Raw genomic sequence first — 17,858 nt, forward strand, 5'->3', positions numbered from 1 at the left:
GCCGCCGGTCAGCCGCGCTGGTGCATCACGAGCTCGGTGGGCAGCAGCGTGCCCATCCGGTCGGTGATCGGCTTGGCCAGGGTGTTGCCGAAGGCGACGCCGGCCGCGATCGCCACGACGATGACCGCGGCGTTGAACAGTCCCTCGACGCCCAGCAGCGTGGCCCCGGTCTCCACGGTGAACCCGTAGACGGACCGGAACATGGTGAGTCCGGGAAGCAGGAACAGCATGGACGGCAGGACGATCACGAGCGCCGGGGCCGCGAGCCGCTGGGCCACCAGGCGGCCGAGGAACCCGACCGCCGCCGCGGCGACCGCGGGCACCAGCCGGTCGCTGACCCCGATCTGCTGCGCCGCCAGGTACGCGCCGAAGCCGGCCCCGGACACGAGACCGCAGGCCAGGATCTGCGGCCACCGCGACTGCTCCACCACCGCGTCCGCCATGCCCGCGGCCATCACGAGGCCCAGCAGCAGCAGCGGCGGATAGCTCAGCGTCCCCGCCTCGGCCAGGTCCAGCTGTTCGAATCCCAGGAGATCCCCGATGCCCACGGCGATCATGATCCCGGCCATCACGCCGGCGAACACGAGCAGCGCGGAGAGGAAGCGGCCCGCGGCGGTCACCGGGAAGCCGTGGATGGCGTCCTGCACCGCGGTGACGAACCTCGCCGTGGGCAGGAGCATCATGATGCCGCCGGCGATCACCAGCGCCGGGTTGACCGGCAGGTCGAGGGCGTGGGCCATCAGCGCGATCACCGTGGCCGTGATCGCCCCGAACATCGTGGAGAAGATCTCCGGGAAGCGCGCCTTGTCCGCCTGGACCTTGAGCCAGAAGACCAGCCAGGTGGAGACCATGCCCAGGGCCGCGCCCGTCCAGGTCCCCCCGATGAACGGCACGAAGCAGGCCACGAACACGCCGGAGAAGAGGACCTCGAAGACGGCGGGGAACGGCTTGGGCTGATGCCGGATCTCCACGAGCCGGCGCTGGGCCTCGGCCCGGTCCACCTCGCCCGCGGCGATCTCCTCGACGAGCCGGTGGACGGCCACGAGCCCCTCGAAGTTCACCGAGGCCGAGCGGACCACCCGCTGGAGGGTGAACGGGGCCTCGCCGCGTGAGGAGTCGGGCGCGTAGTTCAGGGAGATGGACTGGTTGGTCAGGTCCACCTCGGTCTCGAGGATCCCGTAGGCCTGCGTGGCCACGATGATCGAGGTCTCCACGTCCAGCGAGGCCGCCCCGAAGCTGAACATCGTCTCGCCCAGCTTGAGCGCGAAGTCCAGGGTGGTGCGGGCCTCGAGGGCCTGCGCCTCCGCGCGGCGCTGCTGCAGCGTGGAGCGCATGCGGCGCCCATACGGCGAGGAGTGCAGGCGGTCGGCCAGCACGAGCGCCTGCGTCGGCAGGTTCTCGACGAAGACCTCACGGGAGCGCCGGCCCCGCCGACGCCCGCGCTTCTCGGGCGGGCCCACGGGGACCACCGGGTCCGGGACGGTGACGTCCGGCTCGGGGATCACATCCGGGGCGGGCAGGGCGCCGTCGGCCTCCGCGGGCGCCAGGACGGAGGTGGGCACCTGCTCGGACAGCGGCGGCTCGGTCAGGGGCGCGTCCGCGGCCGGCTCCGGCAGCGTCTCCGCCTCCGGCTCGGCCGATTCCTCCGGCTCCGGCGCCGGCGTCGAGACCGGATCGGCGGCGGCGGGGCGGACCACGGGCGGCAGCGGCTCGGTCGGCTCGACGGCGACCGCGGCCGCGGCCGGGTGGGCCGACTCCGCCGGGTCGAGGTCGAGCAGGCCGGGGTCCTCCGGGTCGATCGCGAGGTCGCCGACAGCGGCGGCGTCCTCGGCGCCGGCCGGGCGCAGCACGGGGATGAGCGTGGGGACGGCCGGGGGCTCCGCGATGTGGGGGTCGAACCGCGCCGGCTCCTGGGTGCCCTCCTGCTCCATGCGGCTCACCCTCTCCTTCCGTATGCGGGCGCTGGACGCGAGACGGCGGTGGGCCGAGCCCCGCCGACGCGTCCATCCAACCACGCCGACACCTCCCCCGCCGGGGCCTTCGGCACCGCGGCCCGGGGATGCGAAAGGGCCCTCCCGGAGGAGGGCCCTGCTGCGGTGGATCTTACTGGACTCGAACCAGCGACCTCTCGCGTGTGAAGCGAACGCTCTAACCAACTGAGCTAAAGATCCGGGCGTCGCCCCATGGGGGTGACAACTCGAAAAACGATACCTCAGGCGGCGCCGCCTGTCCACCCGGGCGACGGCCACCCCGCGCACGGCGGAGCGGCCATCGAGAGCCGACGAGCACGTCAGGCGTCGGTCAGCGTGGCGCCGGGCTCGAAACCGCCCTGGGCGACCAACGAGGTCCCGGCGCCCGGGGCGGGCTCCGGTCAGGAGCTGCCACCGAGGGAGGAGACCGCCCTGGCGGCGTCCGCCAGGCCGGCGCCGCAGCCCGCGGAGCAGGACACGGGCATGGACCGGGCCGTGGACCTGAGGGTGGACTCGACCTGGGCCGGGGTGAGGCTCGGCCGCTCGGCCAGCAGCAGGGCGGCCAGGCCCGCGACGTGCGGGGTGGCCATCGAGGTGCCGTTGTAGGCGGCGTGGCCGGCCGTCGTCGGGGTGGTGGCGCCGTTGTTCACGGTCGAGATGATGTTCGCGCCCGGGGCGGTCACGTCCACGGCGGAGCCGTAGTTCGAGAACGAGGCGCGGGCGCCCTGCGAGGTGGAGGCGGCCACCACGATGGTGTTCCGGCAGTTGGCCGGGCGCACGTTGGCGGCGGGCTGGTTCTCGTTGCCCGCCGCCACGACGACGGGCACGCCGCGGGAGACGGCCGCGTTGATCGCGTTCTGGTAGGTGGTGCCGCACGTGCCGGAGCCGCCGAGGGACATGTTGATGACGTCCGCCGGGTTCGGGTTGGCCGGCACGCCCGCCACGGTGCCGCCGGCGGCCCACACGACCGCGTCGGCGATGTCGGACAGCGAACCGCCGCACTTGCCGAGCACGCGGATGGGCTGGATCTTCGCGTTCGGGGCCACGCCGACGACACCCTGGGAGTCGGCCACGGCCGCGACGGTGCCCGCCACGTGGGTGCCGTGCCACGAGGAGTCGGAGGCACCGGCGGTGCCGCACTCGCCGGCGGCGTACCAGTCGCCCTCGTCGCGCGGGTTGGAGTCGCGGCCCCCGCCGTCGCGCGCCGCCCTGCCGTCGGAGATGAAGTCGTAGCCGGGCACGACGTTGCGGTCGAGGTCCGGGTGGGAGGTGATGCCGGTGTCGATGACGGCCACGGTCGCACCGGAGCCCGTCGTGCGGTCCCACGCCCCGGGGACCCGCATGCCGTGGGTGCCGGTGAAGCCCCACTGCTGCGAGTAGAGGGCGTCCACGGGACTCAGGCCGGTGGCGGTGAGGATGGCGTCCGGCTCCACAGCCTCGACCGCCCCGGAGGCCTTCAGGTCGGCCATGAACTTCGCGGACTCGGCCTGATCCAGCTTGCGGTCCGCCTTGACCACGCGGGAGCCGAGCGCGGTCTCACGCAGCTCCTTCACGGAGACGCCGGCCTCCTTCGCGGCCTTGCCCCAGGCGTTGGCTCGGCCCTTCGCGTGGGCGGTGGCGGCGGTCTCCTTGTAGGTGACGATGAAGGAGTCGTAGCCGTCGGCGTTCGGGTCCTCGACCTGCGCCGCCGCCAGGGGCGAGGCGGCGGTCGGGGTGGCTGCCGGTGCGGCGGGGGCGTCGCCGGAGGGGGCCGCGAGCGCGGGGGACGAGGTCAGGGTCCCGCCGGCGAGGACGGCGCCGGCCACGAGGGCGCCGATGCGGCGGCGGGTGCTGCGGAGTGGGGAGGACTGCACGGGATCTCCTCGGAGTTCTGGGCCACCGGACGCGGGTGCCCGAGGGGCTCGGGCCGGGGTGACTGGGATCACGGTAAGGTCACGATTCCGTCACGACGAGGCCCAGGGTCGAAGTCTGGCGGATGGTCGAGGCATCTCTGGCGGATCCGCCAGCCAAGCCCGGCGGATGGCCACGGGCGCGCACAGCGGCGCCCCAGCGTCGGCCCGCGCCGGACACGACGACGGCGCCGCGCCCTCCCGGCGGAGGTGCGCGGCGCCGTCGGGCCCGCGGTGGGGTGGAGCCCCCTGCCGGATTCGAACCGGCGACCTGCTGTTTACAAGGCAGCTGCTCTGGCCAGCTGAGCTAAGGAGGCCTGCGGCCGGCGCCCGGGGCGCCGCGGCCGGCCCTTCCAGCGTACAAGGCCCGGGCGGACGGCGCGGGGCGCCCCCTGCGTGGGGACGCCCCGCGGACCTCGGCGACGGGTCAGCCGGGTCAGCCGGCGATCTTGGCGCCCGCCCAATCGGCGAAGGTCTTGTCCTCGCCGTCGAGGGCCCAGTTCTTCCCGTCCACGAACACGGTGGGGGTGCCGGCCACGCCGGCGACGCGCGCCTGGCGGGTGGTGTGCTCGACCGCGGAGCGGAACGTGCCGTCCTCGACGCAGGAGGCGATGTCCGCGCCGTGCTCCTGCGCGAGCTGCGTGATCGCCGCGTTGTCCAGGCCCTTGCCCTGGTGCTCGTCGTAGGTGGCGAACAGGGCGGCCACGAAGCCGTTGTAGGCCTCGGGCTTCTGGTCCGCCACGCAGTACGCGGCGTTGGCGGCGCGGGCCGAGTAGTTCTGGTTGTTCGGGGCGCTCAGGTAGTCCACCATCCGGTACTCGACCGTGGCCTCGCCCTGTTCGAGCCACTGCTCGATCTGGTCCGCGTTGGAGGTCTCGAAGTCCGCGCAGTGCACGCAGTTGAAGTCCGCGTAGAGCACGATCCGCGTCGGCTCGCCGTCCGCCCGGGCCTCGGTGTCCGGCAGGGTCTCGGGCTGGGAGCTCGCGGACTGCTTCGGCACCTCGATCCTCGAGGGGTCGACCTCGCGTTCTCCCGCGCCCTCCGCCAGGCCCGTGGCCGAGGTCAACTCGATGCCGCCCTGCTCGTTCGTCACGGCGGGGATGGGGCCGGCGGCCGCGGCGTCGTCGCCGTTGCGGTTGAGCACGAACGCGACGACGAGGCCGATCACGAGCACCGCCGCGAGGACCGAGCCCCAGATGACGCCGGTGCGGCGGCGGCGGTCCTTCCTGCGCTGCTCCTCCTGGATCTGGCGGGCACGCGCACGGGCGTCCTTCGCCGAGGTGTGCGAGCCTGACGTGTTCCGGGCCAAGGGTCCTCCTCGTGGGGCAGTCGGTCCGGGTCGAGCACCGGAGCCGGCGGGCAGCGGGCGCGCCGCGCCAGGCGAGCATAGCGGCCCTGTCTGGAAGGATCGTGACCATGGACACCGTCGAGACCCCCTCCCCCGTCGATCGACTGACCATCACGGGGGCCCCCTCGGGGGACGCCTCCGAGGACCCGGCGACGTCGCTGCTCGCCCTGCCCTGGGCGCTCCCCCTCGAGACGTGGCCGCGTGAGGTGCTGGCGGCTCTGCCGCGGGGCATCTCCCGTCACGTGGTGCGCTTCGCCCGCATGGGCGGGGGCATCGTGGCGGTGAAGGAGACCACGGAGGAGCTCGCGTTCCACGAGTACCGGCTGCTGCGCCGGCTCGAGCGGGGCCCCGCGCCGTCGGTGGTGCCGGTGGCCGTGGTCACCGGGCGCACCCACGACGACGGCACGCCGCTGCCCGCCGCCCTCGTCACCCGGCACCTGCGCTTCTCCCTGCCGTACCGCGCCGTGTTCTCGGAGCGCCTCGAGCGCCGCACCCTCGTGCGGCTCATGGACGCGCTGGCGACGCTGCTCGTGGAACTGCACCTCGAGGGGTTCATCTGGGGTGACGTCTCCCTGTCCAACGTCCTGTTCCGGCGGGACGCGGGCGGGTTCGCCGCTCACCTGGTGGACGCCGAGACCGGCGAGCTGCGGGAGCGGCTGTCCAACGGCCAGCGCGAGCACGACCTGGACGTGGCCGCCGTGAACGTGGGCGGCGAGCTGCTGGACCTGCAGGCCAGCGGGCTGCTGGACCCGGAGGTGGACCCCGTCACCACGCCGGACCTGCTCGTGGCGTCCTACCGACGGCTGTGGGACGAGCTGACCGAGCCTCTGCTGTTCCCCCGCGCCGAGCCGTGGCGCCTGGACCGCCGCGTCCGCCGCCTGCAGGAGCTCGGGTTCGAGCTGGCCGAGTACTCACTGCGCGCCGCCGACGCCCCCGGGATGATGATCGCCCGGCCCGTCGAGATCCACGCGGGCTACCACCGCCGTCGGCTGACCCGCCTCACGGGACTCGAAGTCCAGGAGAACCAGGCCCGGCGGCTGCTCGTCGACATCGAGGCCGCCCGCCGGGAGTGGGACCCGTACATGGACATCGAGAGCGCGGCGCACCGCTGGGTGGTGGAGGTGTTCGACCCCGTGGTCCACTCGGTGCCCCTCGAGCTGCGGGCCAAGCTCGAGCCCGCCGAGGTGATGCACCAGCTCCTCGAGCACCGCTGGTACCTCTCCGAGGCCCGCGGCCAGGCCGTGCCCCTGCAGGAGGCGGTGGACTCCTACGTGGACACGGTGCTGCGGACCCGCCGCGACGAGGACGCGGTGGCGCTGCACCCCACGACCACCATGCTGCGCGCCGTCCCACCCGCGGACGCGGACTGACGCCGGCCGCGGCTCAGCGGCGCAGGAGCAGGAAGCCGGGGGCCGGGACCGCCGCCGGCACCGCGCCGGGGCCGAGGGGGCCGTCGTCGCCGTGGCCGGCGAGGAGCTCGGCCCGCGTCAGGCCCGCGGGCACGGGCAGCGGCTCCGCGCCGAGGGCGACGAGCAGGATGACGTCGGCGTCCTCGCCGGCGCGGGTGAGGCGCACGTGGCGCCGGGCCGCGTCCACCTCGGCCCGGACGCGGTCGCGGCGAGGGTCGGTGAGCTGGGGCAGCGTGCGGCGCAGGCCGATCAGGGTGCGGTAGGCGGCGAGCACGCGCGCCCCGCGGCCGTGGCCGTCCGCGCCGCCCGCGGCCTCCGCCCAGTCCAGCACCGCCGCGTCCCGCGTGGCGGAGTCCTGCGGGTCGGGGACGTCGGCCGGGTCCCAGCCGTGGGCAGCGAACTCGCGGCGACGTCCCTGCCGGACGGCGTCCCCGAGCTCGGGCTCGCGGAACGAGGTGAAGAACGGCCACGGCGTCGAGGCCGCGAACTCCTCCCCCATGAAGAGCATCGGCACGTGCGGGCCGGTCAGCAGCAGGGCGGCCTCGGCCGCGAGCGCGCCCTCGGACAGGGCGGCCGCGGTGCGGTCGCCGCCGGCGCGGTTGCCCACCTGGTCATGGTTCTGGATGCTGGCCACCCACGCATGGTTGGGGAGGGCGTCCGGCACGGGGCGCCCGTGGTCGCGGCCGCGGAAGGTGGATCGGGTGCCGTCGTGGAAGTAGGTGCGCTCCATGACCTTGGCCACCGCCTCCAGCGGGGCGAAGTCCGCGTAGTAGCCGTGGGTCTCCCCCGTCGCGGCCACGTGCAGGGCGTGGTGGACGTCGTCGTTCCAGGCCGCGGCGAGGCCGAGCCCGCCGGCCTCGCGGGGCAGCACCAGACGCGGGTCGTTGAGGTCGGACTCGGCCACGAGGGGCACGGGTCGGCCGGCACGGGCCGCGATCCCGTCCGCGAGCGCGGCCATCTCCTCGAGCAGGTGCACGGCGCGGGCGTCCCGCAGGGCGTGCACCGCGTCGAGGCGCAGCCCGTCCACGCGCATCTCCTCGAGCCAGAAGCGGACGTTGTCCAGGACGAGCCGGCGCACCTCGTCCGAGTCGGCGCCGTCCAGGTTCAGGCCGTCGCCCCAGCCGGTGCCGCCCTGACCCAGATACGGCCCGAACACCTGCAGGTAGTTGCCGGAGGGGCCCAGGTGGTTGTGCACGACGTCCTGGACCACGCCGAGGCCGGCGGCGTGGGCGGCGGCCACGAAGCGGCGGTAGGCGGCGGGGCCGCCGTAGGACTCGTCGACGGCGAACCACGCCACCCCGTCGTAGCCCCAGTTCCGAGGGCCGGAGAAGGAGTTCACGGGCAGCAGCTCGACGTGGGTGACCCCGAGGTCCCTCAGGTGCGGCAGGCGGGCGATGGCGGCGTCGAGGGTCCCCTCCGCCGTGAAGGTCCCCACGTGCAGCTCGTAGAGGACGGCGCCGCGCAGGCCGCCGCCCTGGGGCGCGGCCGGATCGGACTCCACCCCGGGCGGCCCGGCCCAGCCCTCGTCCGGCCACGCGAAGACGCGGCCGGCGACGTCGCGGCGGGAGGGCCCGTGGACCGTGTCGGGCTGGCGGCGGGAGCGGGGGTCCGGCACGGGGTCCGCCCCGTCCACGCGGTAGCCGTAGCCGGGGTCGGCCGGCGGCTGGGCGGCGTCGAGGCCAAGGGCGGCCAGCGGGTCCTCCGTGGGCGTCCACCAGCCTCCGGCGGCGGGGGCCATGGCCACGACGGCGGCGACGGGCCAGCGGTCCTCGGCGTCGTGCAGGGCGCCGGGCTCGGTGTCGACGAGGACGAGGTCGACGCTCTCGGCGTGCGGCGCCCAGACGGCGTAGGGGATGGCGCGCGCGGCGTCGACGGCGGCCCGCTCGGCCGCGGCGGGGTCCACGGGGTCGGAGCCGATCGGGTGCAGGCCCGGGGCGGGGGCGTCGGCCGGACGGGGCTCGGTCACGGGGCGGTCCTCTCTCGGCGGTCGGACGGGGCGTGCGCCGGGACGAGCAGCGCGACGGGCAGGGTGCTGAGCAGTTCGTCGAGGCGCACGGCGCCGCGCGCGTCCGGGTGGACGGGGTGGCCGGTGACGGCGTCCTCCCACCGCCCAGCCGGCACGGTCACGACGGTCTGGCCCCAGCCACCCGCGGCCGCGAGGCGGACGGGCCAGCGCGTGGCCACGGCGAGCGCCCCGCCCCGGTCGAACGCGATCGCGTGTTCGGCGGCGGGGCCGGAGACGTCGAGCGGGCGGTGGCCGGTGAACAGCTCGGGCCGGTCGCGGCGGGCGCGCAGCACGCCGGCCACGACGGCCAGCTTGGCGGCGGCGGGGTCGTCGAGGCCGGGCGTGTGGCCGGCGTCGAGGCGGTCCAGCAGGTCGGCCCGGGCCGCGAAGTCCACGGGGCGGCGGTTGTCCGGGTCCACGAGGGTGGGGAAGGGCACCTCCGTGCCCTGGTAGACGTCGGGGACGCCGGGGGCGGCGAGCTGGACGAGCTTGTGGCCGAGCTGGACCACCAGGCCGGGCTCGGCGATGCGGTCCGCGACGGCCTGGAGCACGCCCCGGGCAGGCCCCTCGGGGGAGGTGACGGCGGCGGCGAGTGCGGCGAGCCGGGCCTCGAACTCGGGGTCCTGGTCCGTCCAGGTGGTGGCCAGGGCCGCCTCGCGGGAGGCCTTCTGCAGGAAGCCGAGGATCCGCTCCTCCTCCGGCGTGGTGCCGTCCGTGGGCCAGACCCCCACGATGGACTCCCAGAGCAGCCGCTCCGCGTCGGGGTGGCCGAGCGGGTGGAGGCGCCTCAGCTCCGCGAGCTCGGCGGCCCAGCGGTCGGGCTCCTCGGCGAGCACGGCGATGCGGGCGCGCACGTCCTCGCCGCGCTTGGTGTCGTGGGTGCTCAGGGTGGTCATGGCCGTCGGCCAGGCGGCCTGGCGCGCCTGCTGGGCGGCGTGGAAGTCGGCCAGGGACAGGGCGACGTGGGAGGGGTCTCCGCCGACCTCGTTCAGATTGGCCCACCGGGTGTACCGGTAGAAGGACCGGTCCTCGACGCCCTTGGCCATCACCATGCCGGAGGTCTGCTGGAACCGGCGGGCCACGGGCGAGTCCGGGTCGGTCAGCTCGGGCCGCAGGTCGCCGAGCACGTCGGCGAGGGCCGGCTCCGCCGCGGCCGCGTCCGCCAGCGCGCCCTCGAGCACGGCCAGGCCCACGGGCAGGTAGGTGCGGTACACGGGCAGGCGGGCGAGCACGGCGGCGAACGCGGCGGCCACGTCCTCGTCCGGGTGGGCACCGAGGGCGTGCACGGCGCGGACCTCCCGGACCAGCCGGGCGGTCTCGGCCGCGAGGGAGCCGGTGGCCACGTCGTGCTTGGCCCGCACCACGGCCTCGTCCCACTCCCGACGACGGCGCGCGTCCTCGGCCTCATCGCCCGCGGCGTCGGGGTGCATGAAGACGCGTTCGACCTCGCCGAGCGCGTCGTAGCCGGTGGTCCCGTCCACGGGCCAGTCCGCGGGCAGCGCCTCACCGGGCTCGAGGATCTTCTCCACCACGAGGTAGCCCTCCGGGAGCACGTGGGAGCGCAGGCGTCGCGCGTAGCCGGCCGGGTCCGCCAGGCCGTCCGGGTGGTCCACGCGCAGCCCGTCCACGAGCCCTTCGCGGACCCAGCGGGCGGGTTCGGCATGGACGGCGTCGAAGACCTCGGGCTCCTCCACCCGGACGCCCGCGAGCGTGGTGACGGTGAAGAACCGGCGGTAGTTCAGCTCGGCGTCGCCGCGGCGCCAGCCGACCAGCCGGTAGTGCTGGCGCTCGTGCACGGCGCGGGCCAGGCGGACCTGCTCCGCGGTCGGCTCCTTCGCCGGGTCCGCCGCCGCGAAGACCTCCGCGGCGCGCAGCCCGGTCTCCGCCTCGGCCGCCTCGAGCGATCCGGGGGCGAGGGGGTAGACGTTGTCCCAGTAGCGCAGACGGCCGCCCTCGGCGTCGACGACGAGACGGTCCAGTTCCGCGTCCGCGTCCCCGTCAGGGCCGTCTCCCAGCACGGGGATGAGCAGGGACCCGCCGCCGGCCGCCCAGTCCACGTCGAACCACGCCGCATGCGCCGCCTCGGGACCGTGGGTGAGCACGTCCCACCACGCCGGATTGGCCTGGGGCGTGGCCACGCCCACGTGGTTCGGCACGATGTCCACGAGCACGCCCATGCCCGCCTCGTGCGCGGCGCGCGCGACCATGTCCAGCCCCTCGGCCCCGCCGCGGGCGGCGTCCAGCCGGGTGGGGTCCACGACGTCGTACCCGTGGTCGGAGCCGGGCTCGGCCTCGAGCAGCGGCGAGAGGTAGAGCCAGTCCACGCCCAGGCGCCGCAGATAGGGCACGAGCCCGGCCACGGACTCCAGCGGCAGATCCGGGCTGACCTGGAGCCGGTAGGTGGACGCGGGGGCGGAACGGACGGTCGAGGTGCTCACGCGGCGACGCTAACAGAGGCCCCCGACGCGGCATCAGGCCCGACGGGCCGGGGCGGGAAGGTCAACGCGTCTCGACCGGACGGGCGAAGATGTCCTCCCCGACGACGGGCTCGCCCGAGGACTCCAGCAGGACCATCTCGTCGCGCAGCACGGTGCCGTCGGCCTGGGTCAGATCGGCCACGAAGCCGGGGCCGGACTGGCGGATGCGGTCCACCGCGGTGTAGCCGTACTTCGCCTCGAGGTTGCCGCGGAACGCGTCCAGACCCTGGACGTGCAGGACGGCGCCCGTCGCGCCGAGGGCGACGGCGGCCGCGAGCGCGACAGCCCCGACCCCGCGCTGGGTGCGGGTGTCCTCGAGGAGTCCGATCTCCGGGTTGCGGCCGTGGGTCGCGGCGAAGCGCCGGTGCCGCCGGGCACGCCACAGGCCGACGACCACGAGCGTGCCGCCGACCACGAGGGTCAGTGAGGCCAGCCAGTAGAGGATCCAGGGGGTCACGAGGTCGACGTTCGCAAAGTCCATGTCCCAGTGTGACACAGGCCTCACTCCGGCGGGAGGGCACGCGGCCGGTCGCGCCTCGTCAAGGCAGCGGCCGGCCCCGCGCCGCGGTCCACAGGCGGTGCCACTGCGCGGAGTCCATCGCCTCGGCCACGGAGGCCGCCTCGGCGCACGCGGCGACGCGCTCCGGGTCCTGGGTGCCGATCACGGGCCGCACGCCCCACGGCAGGCGCAGCAGCCAGGCGAGCACCACGGCCTCCCGGCTGACGCCCAGCTCCGCCGCGACCTCGCCGACGACGCCGGCCGCGCCGTCGTCGCCGGAGCTGAACCGACCCTGCCCCAGCGGACCCCAGGCCTGCAGCTCGATCCCCTCCGCGGCGCACACCGGGCCGAGGCGCCCGGCGTCGGCGTCCGCGGGGGCGTCCGGGTGGTTGGCGAGCACGACCGCCTCCACGAGGGTGCGGTGGTGCAGGCCGAGCTCGACCTGGACGCACGCCAGCCCGGTCCCGTCCGCCGCCTGGCTCTCGAGCTCGCGCTGGAACTCGAGGACGCGGCCCACGCCGAGGTTGGAGACGCCCAGCTTGCCGACCAGGCCCGCCTCCCGCGCGTCGAGGAAGGCGCGCACGGTGTCGGCCACGGGCGTGAGGACGTCGGGCCGGTGGATGATCAGGGTGTCCACGCGCTGCTCGCCGAGGCGGGACAGCGAGCCCTCCAGCGAGGCGCGCACGTGCTCGGGCGAGGAGTCGTAGCGGGTCAGACGCCGCCCGGCCGGGTCCGTCTCGTGCAGGACGATCCCGCACTTGGTCTGCACCTTCAGGGCGGAGCGCTCCTCGTAGGGCAGCTCGTGCAGCAGCCGGCCGGCGGTCTCCTCGGAGCGGCCGGCCCCGTAGATGTCCGCGGTGTCCAGCAGGTCGACGCCGGCCTCGATCCCGGCGCGCAGGGCGCGGCGGGCACGCTCCACGGCCGCCTCGGCCTGCGCTGCGCCCGCGGGCCCCTCCGGCCTCGCCCCCGGGTCGGCGTCCGGGGGCGGCGGGGGAACGGACCCCCAGGCCATGGTCCCGAGGACGATCGGGGTGGCCGGAGTCGGGTCGAGGTCGAGCGGCGGATGCGTGGGGGCTGTGCTCATGGCCTCACCGTCTCACGTCCGCCCGCCCCGGGTCCGGACCCGCCGCCCTGTGATGGGATGGGTCCATGAAGCTCGCCACGTTCCGCCAGCCCGACTCCGACGCCGCCTACCCCGGCGCCACGTTCGCCGCGGTCATCACCTCCGTGCACCCCGAGGACCCCGAGGTCGCCGTGCGCGCCGTCGCCCTGCCGGACTGTCGCGACGTCGGCGAGTACCTCACCGCCACGCCGGAGGAGCAGCGGGAGATGGTGGAGGGTGCCCTCCGCGCGGCGCAGGCCGACCGGTCCCTCCTGCTGGACACCTCCGGCCTCGTCTACGACACGCTCGTGCCCTTCCCCACCAAGGTGTTCTGCGTGGGCCTGAACTACACGAACCACATCGACGAGACGGGCCTGGAGCGCCCCGAGCATCCGACGCTGTTCGCGAAGTTCCCGCAGTCCCTCACGGGTGCGCTGGACCCGATCGAGGTCCCCGAGGAGGACCACCGGGTCGACTACGAGGGCGAGCTGTGCATCGTGGTCGGGGAGCCGGGCCGGCGCATCGCCGTCGAGGACGCCCCGGAGCACATCGCGGGCTACGCGGTGGCCAACGACATCTCCATGCGCGGCTTCCAGGGCCGCACCTCCGAGTGGCTGCAGGGCAAGGTGTGGGAGGCCTCGACGCCCGTGGGTCCGTGGCTGGTCACCCCGGACGAGTTCCCGGCGGACGCGCGCGTCCTCACGCACGTCAACGGTGAGCTGCGTCAGGAGGACAGGGTCGCCGACGTCGTCTTCTCCCCCGCCGAGCTGGTCTCCTACGCCTCGCAGCTGATCACCCTGAACCCGGGTGACCTGATCCTGACCGGCACGCCCGCAGGGGTCGCCCTGGCCCGCCGGGACGCCGAGGGCCGCCGCCCGTGGCTGCGTCCCGACGACGTCGTCGAGGTGGAGATCACCGGGCTGGGACGCCAGCGCAATGAGCTCGTCTGAGGCGGCGCCGGCGGACGCCCTGCCCCGCGTCGTCGGCATCCTCGGTGCGGGGCGGGCGGGCACCGCGCTGGCACGTGCGATCGCGCGCATCCCCCGCCTCTCCCCGGGCACGGCCGCCCCGCGGGTGATGGTCGCGGGCACGCGGCGCCCCGCGGCGGTCCAGCGCCACCTGACGATCTACGCGCCCAAGGCCGTCGCCGTGTCGGCCGAGGACCTGGCGGCGGAGGCGGAGCTCGTCGTCGTGGCCGTGCCGCGCGAGGCGCTCGACGACGTCGACCCGCTCGCCCTCGCCGGGCCGGCAACGCGCGCCGTGGTGGACCTGACCAACACGTGGGGGGACGAGCCGGTCCCGGCGTGGCTCGACGACGACGGCGCGCCCGGCTCCGTCCGGATCGCCGCGCGCTGGGCCGCCGCGGGGCTGTGCGTGCCCGTCGTGCGCGCGTTCTCGGAGATCTCGCACCACGACCTGGAGGATGCCGGGCGTGCCACGGCCCCGCGCCGCGCCCTCGCGGTGGGCACCGAGCGGACTGACGCGGCGCCCGAGCCGGCCGCGGTCGCCGCCGCGCGCGACACGGTGGTCGCCCTCGTCACCGCGATGGGCTTCGACGCGGTCCCCTACACGGGCCTCGACCGGGCCGGGGTCCTCGAGCCGGGGGCGGCGGGGTTCGGCACCGCGCACGATGCCGGCCGGCTCGCCGCGCTGCTCGCCGACGCGCCCACCGGCTGAGGCGCGCCACCCGCCCGGCGGTACCTAGGCTGGGCGGGACCGCCGACCCTCCCAGGAGGCCCCCGTGACCCGTCCGACGCACCGCACCGCCCGCCGCACGCTCACCGCGGTCGCCCTGTCCGCCGCCGCCCTCACCGGACCGGCGGCGTCCGCCACCGTCGTCGCCCTGCCGGTCACGGCGGGGGTCACGGGCGCCGCCGCGCCGCAGGCCCACGCCGTGGCCTGGGACCAGGTGGAGCTCGTGGATGACGCGGGCGTGATCGACCTCGCCCAGCTGCGCCGTGACCTGGCGGGGATCGAGTTCCGGGAGCCGACCCGCGTCGCCGTGGTCACCGAGCGCGGCCCGGACCTGTCCGCACTGGACGACGACCGCGCGTCTCAGGCGTTCAACGGGCGGGTGCTCGAGCGGGCTCGCGCGGAGCACCCGGACTGGCTCAGCGCGGACGGCCAGAAATGGGCCGACGGCCTCGTGATCGTGGCGCTCGACCCGGACAACCGGTTGATCGGGGTGTACGTGGGCGAGGACCGGATGCTCAGCACGGACCGGCTGCGGGAGGTGCGCGAGGCCGGACACGAGGCGGCCCGTGCGGCCCGGTGGACGGACACGGTCGTGGAGGTGACGGACGCCGCCGCCGAGCTGATCGGGCGCCCCTGGTGGCAGGCTCCCGAACTGTGGTTCGGCGCGGGGATCGTCGGTGTGGCGGGCGGCGGCGCCGCGGCCGCGGCGCTCGCGAGCCGACGGCGTCGCCGCCGCCGGACGGCCGACCTGCTGGCCGAGGCCCGCACCCACCTGACCTCCGTCACCCTGGAGATGGACGCCACCGAGGTGAACGCGTCCACGGTGCCCGAGGACTCGCCCCACGCGGCCGCGCTGATGGAGCGCTTCCGCGGCTTCCGGCGCCAGGCGCTCGACGCGTCGGCGGAGCTGGACCGCCTCGAGGCCCTGCCGGAGCGCAGCCTGCATCGCACGGAGCACGCCCGGGCCGCGGAGGACGTCCGGGACCGCGCCCGTGAGCTCGACCGCCTCGACGACGCCGTGGCCGCGGCGAACACCTTCCTCAACCGCCACCCGGGGTGGCCGGCGGCGTGGGACCAGCAGACCGCCCCGCTGCGGGCCGACCTGGACGCCGTCGGCGCGCTGGCCTCCTCCGTCGGCTCCGCCGGGCCCGTCCGATCCGCCGTCGCCGCGCTGGAGTCCTTCCGCACCGAGGCCCAGGACCGACTCGAGGCGCTGGGCGCGGACCTCCAGGACGAGCGCCTGACCCCGGCCGCGGCGCTGGGCGAGCTGGATGCGCTGCGGCGTCGCCTGACCGGGCTGGTCTCCGCCCTCGCCGACGCCGAGGTGGCGGCCTTCGGCAAGGACGAGGCCGAGCGTGAGCTGCTGCGCGACGAGCTGCGCACGCACCGTGGCCCGGCCCGGTCCGCGCGCGGCTCGATCCTGGACTCCGCGCTGCCGGCGGATGCCTACTGGACGGTGGTGGCCTTCACCACGGGCCACCAGGCCGGCGAGCGGTCCGTCCAGGACCACCGCCAGGCGCAGTCCAGCTCCTCCGGGACCGGCTACGGATCCTCGGGCGGCTCGTTCTCCGGGGCGGGCTCGTCCGGCCGATTCTGAGCCGGCCGGGGCCGGATCTGAGCCGGAAGCTCGTCCGGGGCCGGCACCCGGCCCCTGGCCCACCGCCCCGTTCTGCGAGCCAGTGAAGGACCATGACCGCCGCTGACACCCCCGCACCCCGCCAGGACCCCCTCGCGTTCTTCCTCGACAAGGCCGTGCCCGAGGCATGGCACGCGGTCGGGCCGCTGGCCTCGGCCGCGCGCGGCGCCGCCGAGCAGGCCGGACTGGACCGGCAGCTCGTGGAGCTCGTGAACCTCCGGGTCTCCCAGCTCAACGGCTGCGTGTTCTGCCTGGACCGGCACACCCGCCAGGGTGCCGACGCCGGTCTGAGCGTGCAGCGCCTGGGGCTGCTGCCGGCGTGGCGTGAGGCCGGGGCCGTGTACTCGGAGCAGGAGCGCGCTGCGCTCGAGCTCGCCGAGGCGGTCACGGACCTCCCCGAGCAGGAGCAGCTGAACTACGTGCAGGCCTCCACGGCCGCCGCGCTCACGGACGCCCAGTACGCGGCCGTGCAGTGGGTCGCGATCGTGATGAACCTGACGAACCGCATCTCGATCCTGTCCCATCACCCCGTGCGGCGCCGGGACGGCTGACCCCTTCCCCGCCGCCGGCCCGGCGGCGGGGTCCACCCAGGAACGAGAGGACCGACCATGACCGAGCAGACCCCCAGCCTGGAGCACCCGCAGGTCCGCAAGAACGGGGAGAGGTACGAGATCGTCATCGACGGCGCGGGCACGGTGGCCGGCTTCACGGTGGCGATCGACGACGACACCGCCGACGGCCCGGCCCCGCGGATCTTCCCGCACACCAAGGTCGACCACCAGTACGAGGGCCGGGGTCTGGCCTCGACCCTCGTGCGCGAGGCGCTGAAGGACACCGTGGCCGCGGGCCGCCGGATAGTCCCCGTGTGCCCGTACGTGAAGGACTGGGTGGACGAACACGACGACGTGGCCGGCGAAGTGGACCCGGCGGGCCCCGAGCATCTGCGGTTCCTGGAGTCCCGCCAGGACTGACGCACCGCACCCGGTGAGCACCCGGAGACGAGAAGAGCCCCCGCCGATCCGGCGGGGGCTCTTTCTGGTCGGGGTGACAGGATTTGAACCTGCGGCCTCGTCGTCCCGAACGACGCGCGCTACCAAGCTGCGCCACACCCCGTTGGAGGTCTCAGACCTGAATCCAACAGAGAGCGACTATACCAGCCACACCGGGTGCCCCCAAACCGAGATGCGGGGCAGAATCTCACGCGTGAGACCTCTGCGCACCCCGCGAATCCGAGAGAGGCCGGCATGAGCTGGTGGCCGTTCCCGCGTTCCTCCGCGAGCCCCTCCCCCGACGACGACGGCGCCCCGGCCGCCGCCGAGCTCGAGGAGGCCGTGGCCGCCCTGCGACAGCTGTTGCGCGCGGAGCGGCACCGACTGCGCCCGGACAGCTGGGCCCTCGCGTGGGAGATGGTCGAGCACGCCGCCGAGTACGCGCCGGCCTGGACTCGCCTGCAGCGCACACGGCCCGTGGAGACCCAGGAGCTCGTGCTCGCCCTCACCGGGCGCTTGGAGCCGCTGCTGCGCGACTTCCTCGCACTCCCCGACTCGGAGAAGCCGGCCCATGCCGACGCCGTGCACGCGCGCCTTCGGGAGCAGGGCACGGAGCACGGCCGGCTGCGCCGCCGACTCACCCGCGCGCTCACGGCACGACTGCGGGCCGGCGAGGAGCTCTGAGCGCCGCGGGTGAATGCACCCGGAACGCAGAAAGCCCCGTGCAGATCGCACGGGGCCGCCCGGTGAATCCTCCCGGGAATGCGGGAAGGGCCTCGCACCCACAGTGCGAGGCCCTCCCTCAAAGAATGTCCGGCGGCGACCTACTCTCCCACAAC

Annotated in this window: 14 protein-coding genes and 3 tRNA genes; 7 read left to right on the plus strand and 10 right to left on the minus strand. The window is 75.2% G+C overall.

What is annotated here, in order from left to right; all coding sequences use genetic code 11:
- Positions 1-8: 8 nt before the first annotated feature.
- The 5 genes from NR072_RS09720 to NR072_RS09740 all read right to left on the minus strand — a co-directional run bounded on the left by NR072_RS09720 (position 9) and on the right by NR072_RS09740 (position 5,168).
- On the minus strand, positions 9-1,931 hold the full coding sequence (locus NR072_RS09720; protein WP_216886346.1) for a threonine/serine exporter ThrE family protein: 1,923 nt from the start codon (positions 1,929-1,931) through the stop codon (positions 9-11).
- Between the two features lie 166 nt (positions 1,932-2,097).
- A tRNA-Val gene (locus NR072_RS09725) sits at positions 2,098-2,171 on the minus strand.
- Between the two features lie 200 nt (positions 2,172-2,371).
- The gene (locus NR072_RS09730; protein WP_225348292.1) at positions 2,372-3,823 is read right to left on the minus strand and encodes a S8 family peptidase; all 1,452 of its coding nucleotides are present in this window, start codon (positions 3,821-3,823) and stop codon (positions 2,372-2,374) included.
- Between the two features lie 276 nt (positions 3,824-4,099).
- Positions 4,100-4,176, minus strand: a tRNA-Thr gene (locus tag NR072_RS09735).
- 119 nt (positions 4,177-4,295) lie between these two features.
- Entirely contained in the window at positions 4,296-5,168 is an 873-nt protein-coding gene (locus tag NR072_RS09740; protein ID WP_036315925.1) for a thioredoxin domain-containing protein, read from the minus strand.
- Positions 5,169-5,275: 107 nt separating this feature from the next.
- Between NR072_RS09740 and NR072_RS09745 the strand changes: the two genes are divergently transcribed.
- Entirely contained in the window at positions 5,276-6,577 is a 1,302-nt protein-coding gene (locus NR072_RS09745; RefSeq protein WP_041103091.1) for a DUF4032 domain-containing protein, read from the plus strand.
- A 13-nt stretch (positions 6,578-6,590) separates the two neighbouring features.
- On the opposite strand, the gene treZ is transcribed toward NR072_RS09745, so the two are convergent.
- From treZ to NR072_RS09765, 4 genes are all read right to left on the minus strand, one after another.
- Entirely contained in the window at positions 6,591-8,582 is a 1,992-nt protein-coding gene (gene treZ / locus NR072_RS09750; protein WP_095354048.1) for a malto-oligosyltrehalose trehalohydrolase, read from the minus strand.
- Positions 8,579-11,059: a malto-oligosyltrehalose synthase gene (treY, locus tag NR072_RS09755; protein WP_095354050.1), complete on the minus strand. Its 2,481-nt coding sequence runs from the start codon at positions 11,057-11,059 to the stop codon at positions 8,579-8,581. The genes treZ and treY overlap by 4 nt, the downstream gene beginning before the upstream one ends.
- A 61-nt stretch (positions 11,060-11,120) precedes the next feature.
- Entirely contained in the window at positions 11,121-11,579 is a 459-nt protein-coding gene (locus NR072_RS09760) for a hypothetical protein (RefSeq protein ID WP_020625726.1), read from the minus strand.
- A gap of 58 nt (positions 11,580-11,637) precedes the next feature.
- On the minus strand, positions 11,638-12,681 hold the full coding sequence (locus tag NR072_RS09765; protein ID WP_095354053.1) for an aldo/keto reductase: 1,044 nt from the start codon (positions 12,679-12,681) through the stop codon (positions 11,638-11,640).
- Positions 12,682-12,746: 65 nt separating this feature from the next.
- Between NR072_RS09765 and NR072_RS09770 the strand changes: the two genes are divergently transcribed.
- The 5 genes from NR072_RS09770 to NR072_RS09790 all read left to right on the plus strand — a co-directional run bounded on the left by NR072_RS09770 (position 12,747) and on the right by NR072_RS09790 (position 17,001).
- A complete protein-coding gene (locus NR072_RS09770) occupies positions 12,747-13,649 on the plus strand; it encodes a fumarylacetoacetate hydrolase family protein (RefSeq protein ID WP_002855103.1) in 903 nt (300 codons plus the stop codon).
- Positions 13,636-14,376, plus strand: coding sequence for an NADPH-dependent F420 reductase (locus NR072_RS09775; RefSeq protein ID WP_020625723.1), 741 nt, complete (start codon positions 13,636-13,638; stop codon positions 14,374-14,376). The genes NR072_RS09770 and NR072_RS09775 overlap by 14 nt, the downstream gene beginning before the upstream one ends.
- Positions 14,377-14,440: 64 nt before the next feature.
- Entirely contained in the window at positions 14,441-15,991 is a 1,551-nt protein-coding gene (locus NR072_RS09780; RefSeq protein WP_060973517.1) for a DUF5129 domain-containing protein, read from the plus strand.
- A gap of 92 nt (positions 15,992-16,083) precedes the next feature.
- Positions 16,084-16,581, plus strand: a complete 498-nt coding sequence (locus NR072_RS09785) for a carboxymuconolactone decarboxylase family protein (RefSeq protein ID WP_060973518.1) — start codon at positions 16,084-16,086, stop codon at positions 16,579-16,581.
- Between the two features lie 57 nt (positions 16,582-16,638).
- A complete protein-coding gene (locus tag NR072_RS09790; protein ID WP_256837052.1) occupies positions 16,639-17,001 on the plus strand; it encodes a GNAT family N-acetyltransferase in 363 nt (120 codons plus the stop codon).
- Positions 17,002-17,066: 65 nt separating this feature from the next.
- On the opposite strand, the gene NR072_RS09795 is transcribed toward NR072_RS09790, so the two are convergent.
- Positions 17,067-17,143: transfer RNA gene (locus tag NR072_RS09795), tRNA-Pro, on the minus strand.
- 131 nt (positions 17,144-17,274) lie between these two features.
- Between NR072_RS09795 and NR072_RS09800 the strand changes: the two genes are divergently transcribed.
- The gene (locus NR072_RS09800; RefSeq protein WP_036315952.1) at positions 17,275-17,703 is read left to right on the plus strand and encodes a hypothetical protein; all 429 of its coding nucleotides are present in this window, start codon (positions 17,275-17,277) and stop codon (positions 17,701-17,703) included.
- The last annotated feature ends 155 nt before the right edge of the window (positions 17,704-17,858 follow it).

Source organism: Micrococcus sp. Mcc89 (assembly GCF_024519795.1).
Lineage (GTDB): Bacteria > Actinomycetota > Actinomycetes > Actinomycetales > Micrococcaceae > Micrococcus > Micrococcus luteus.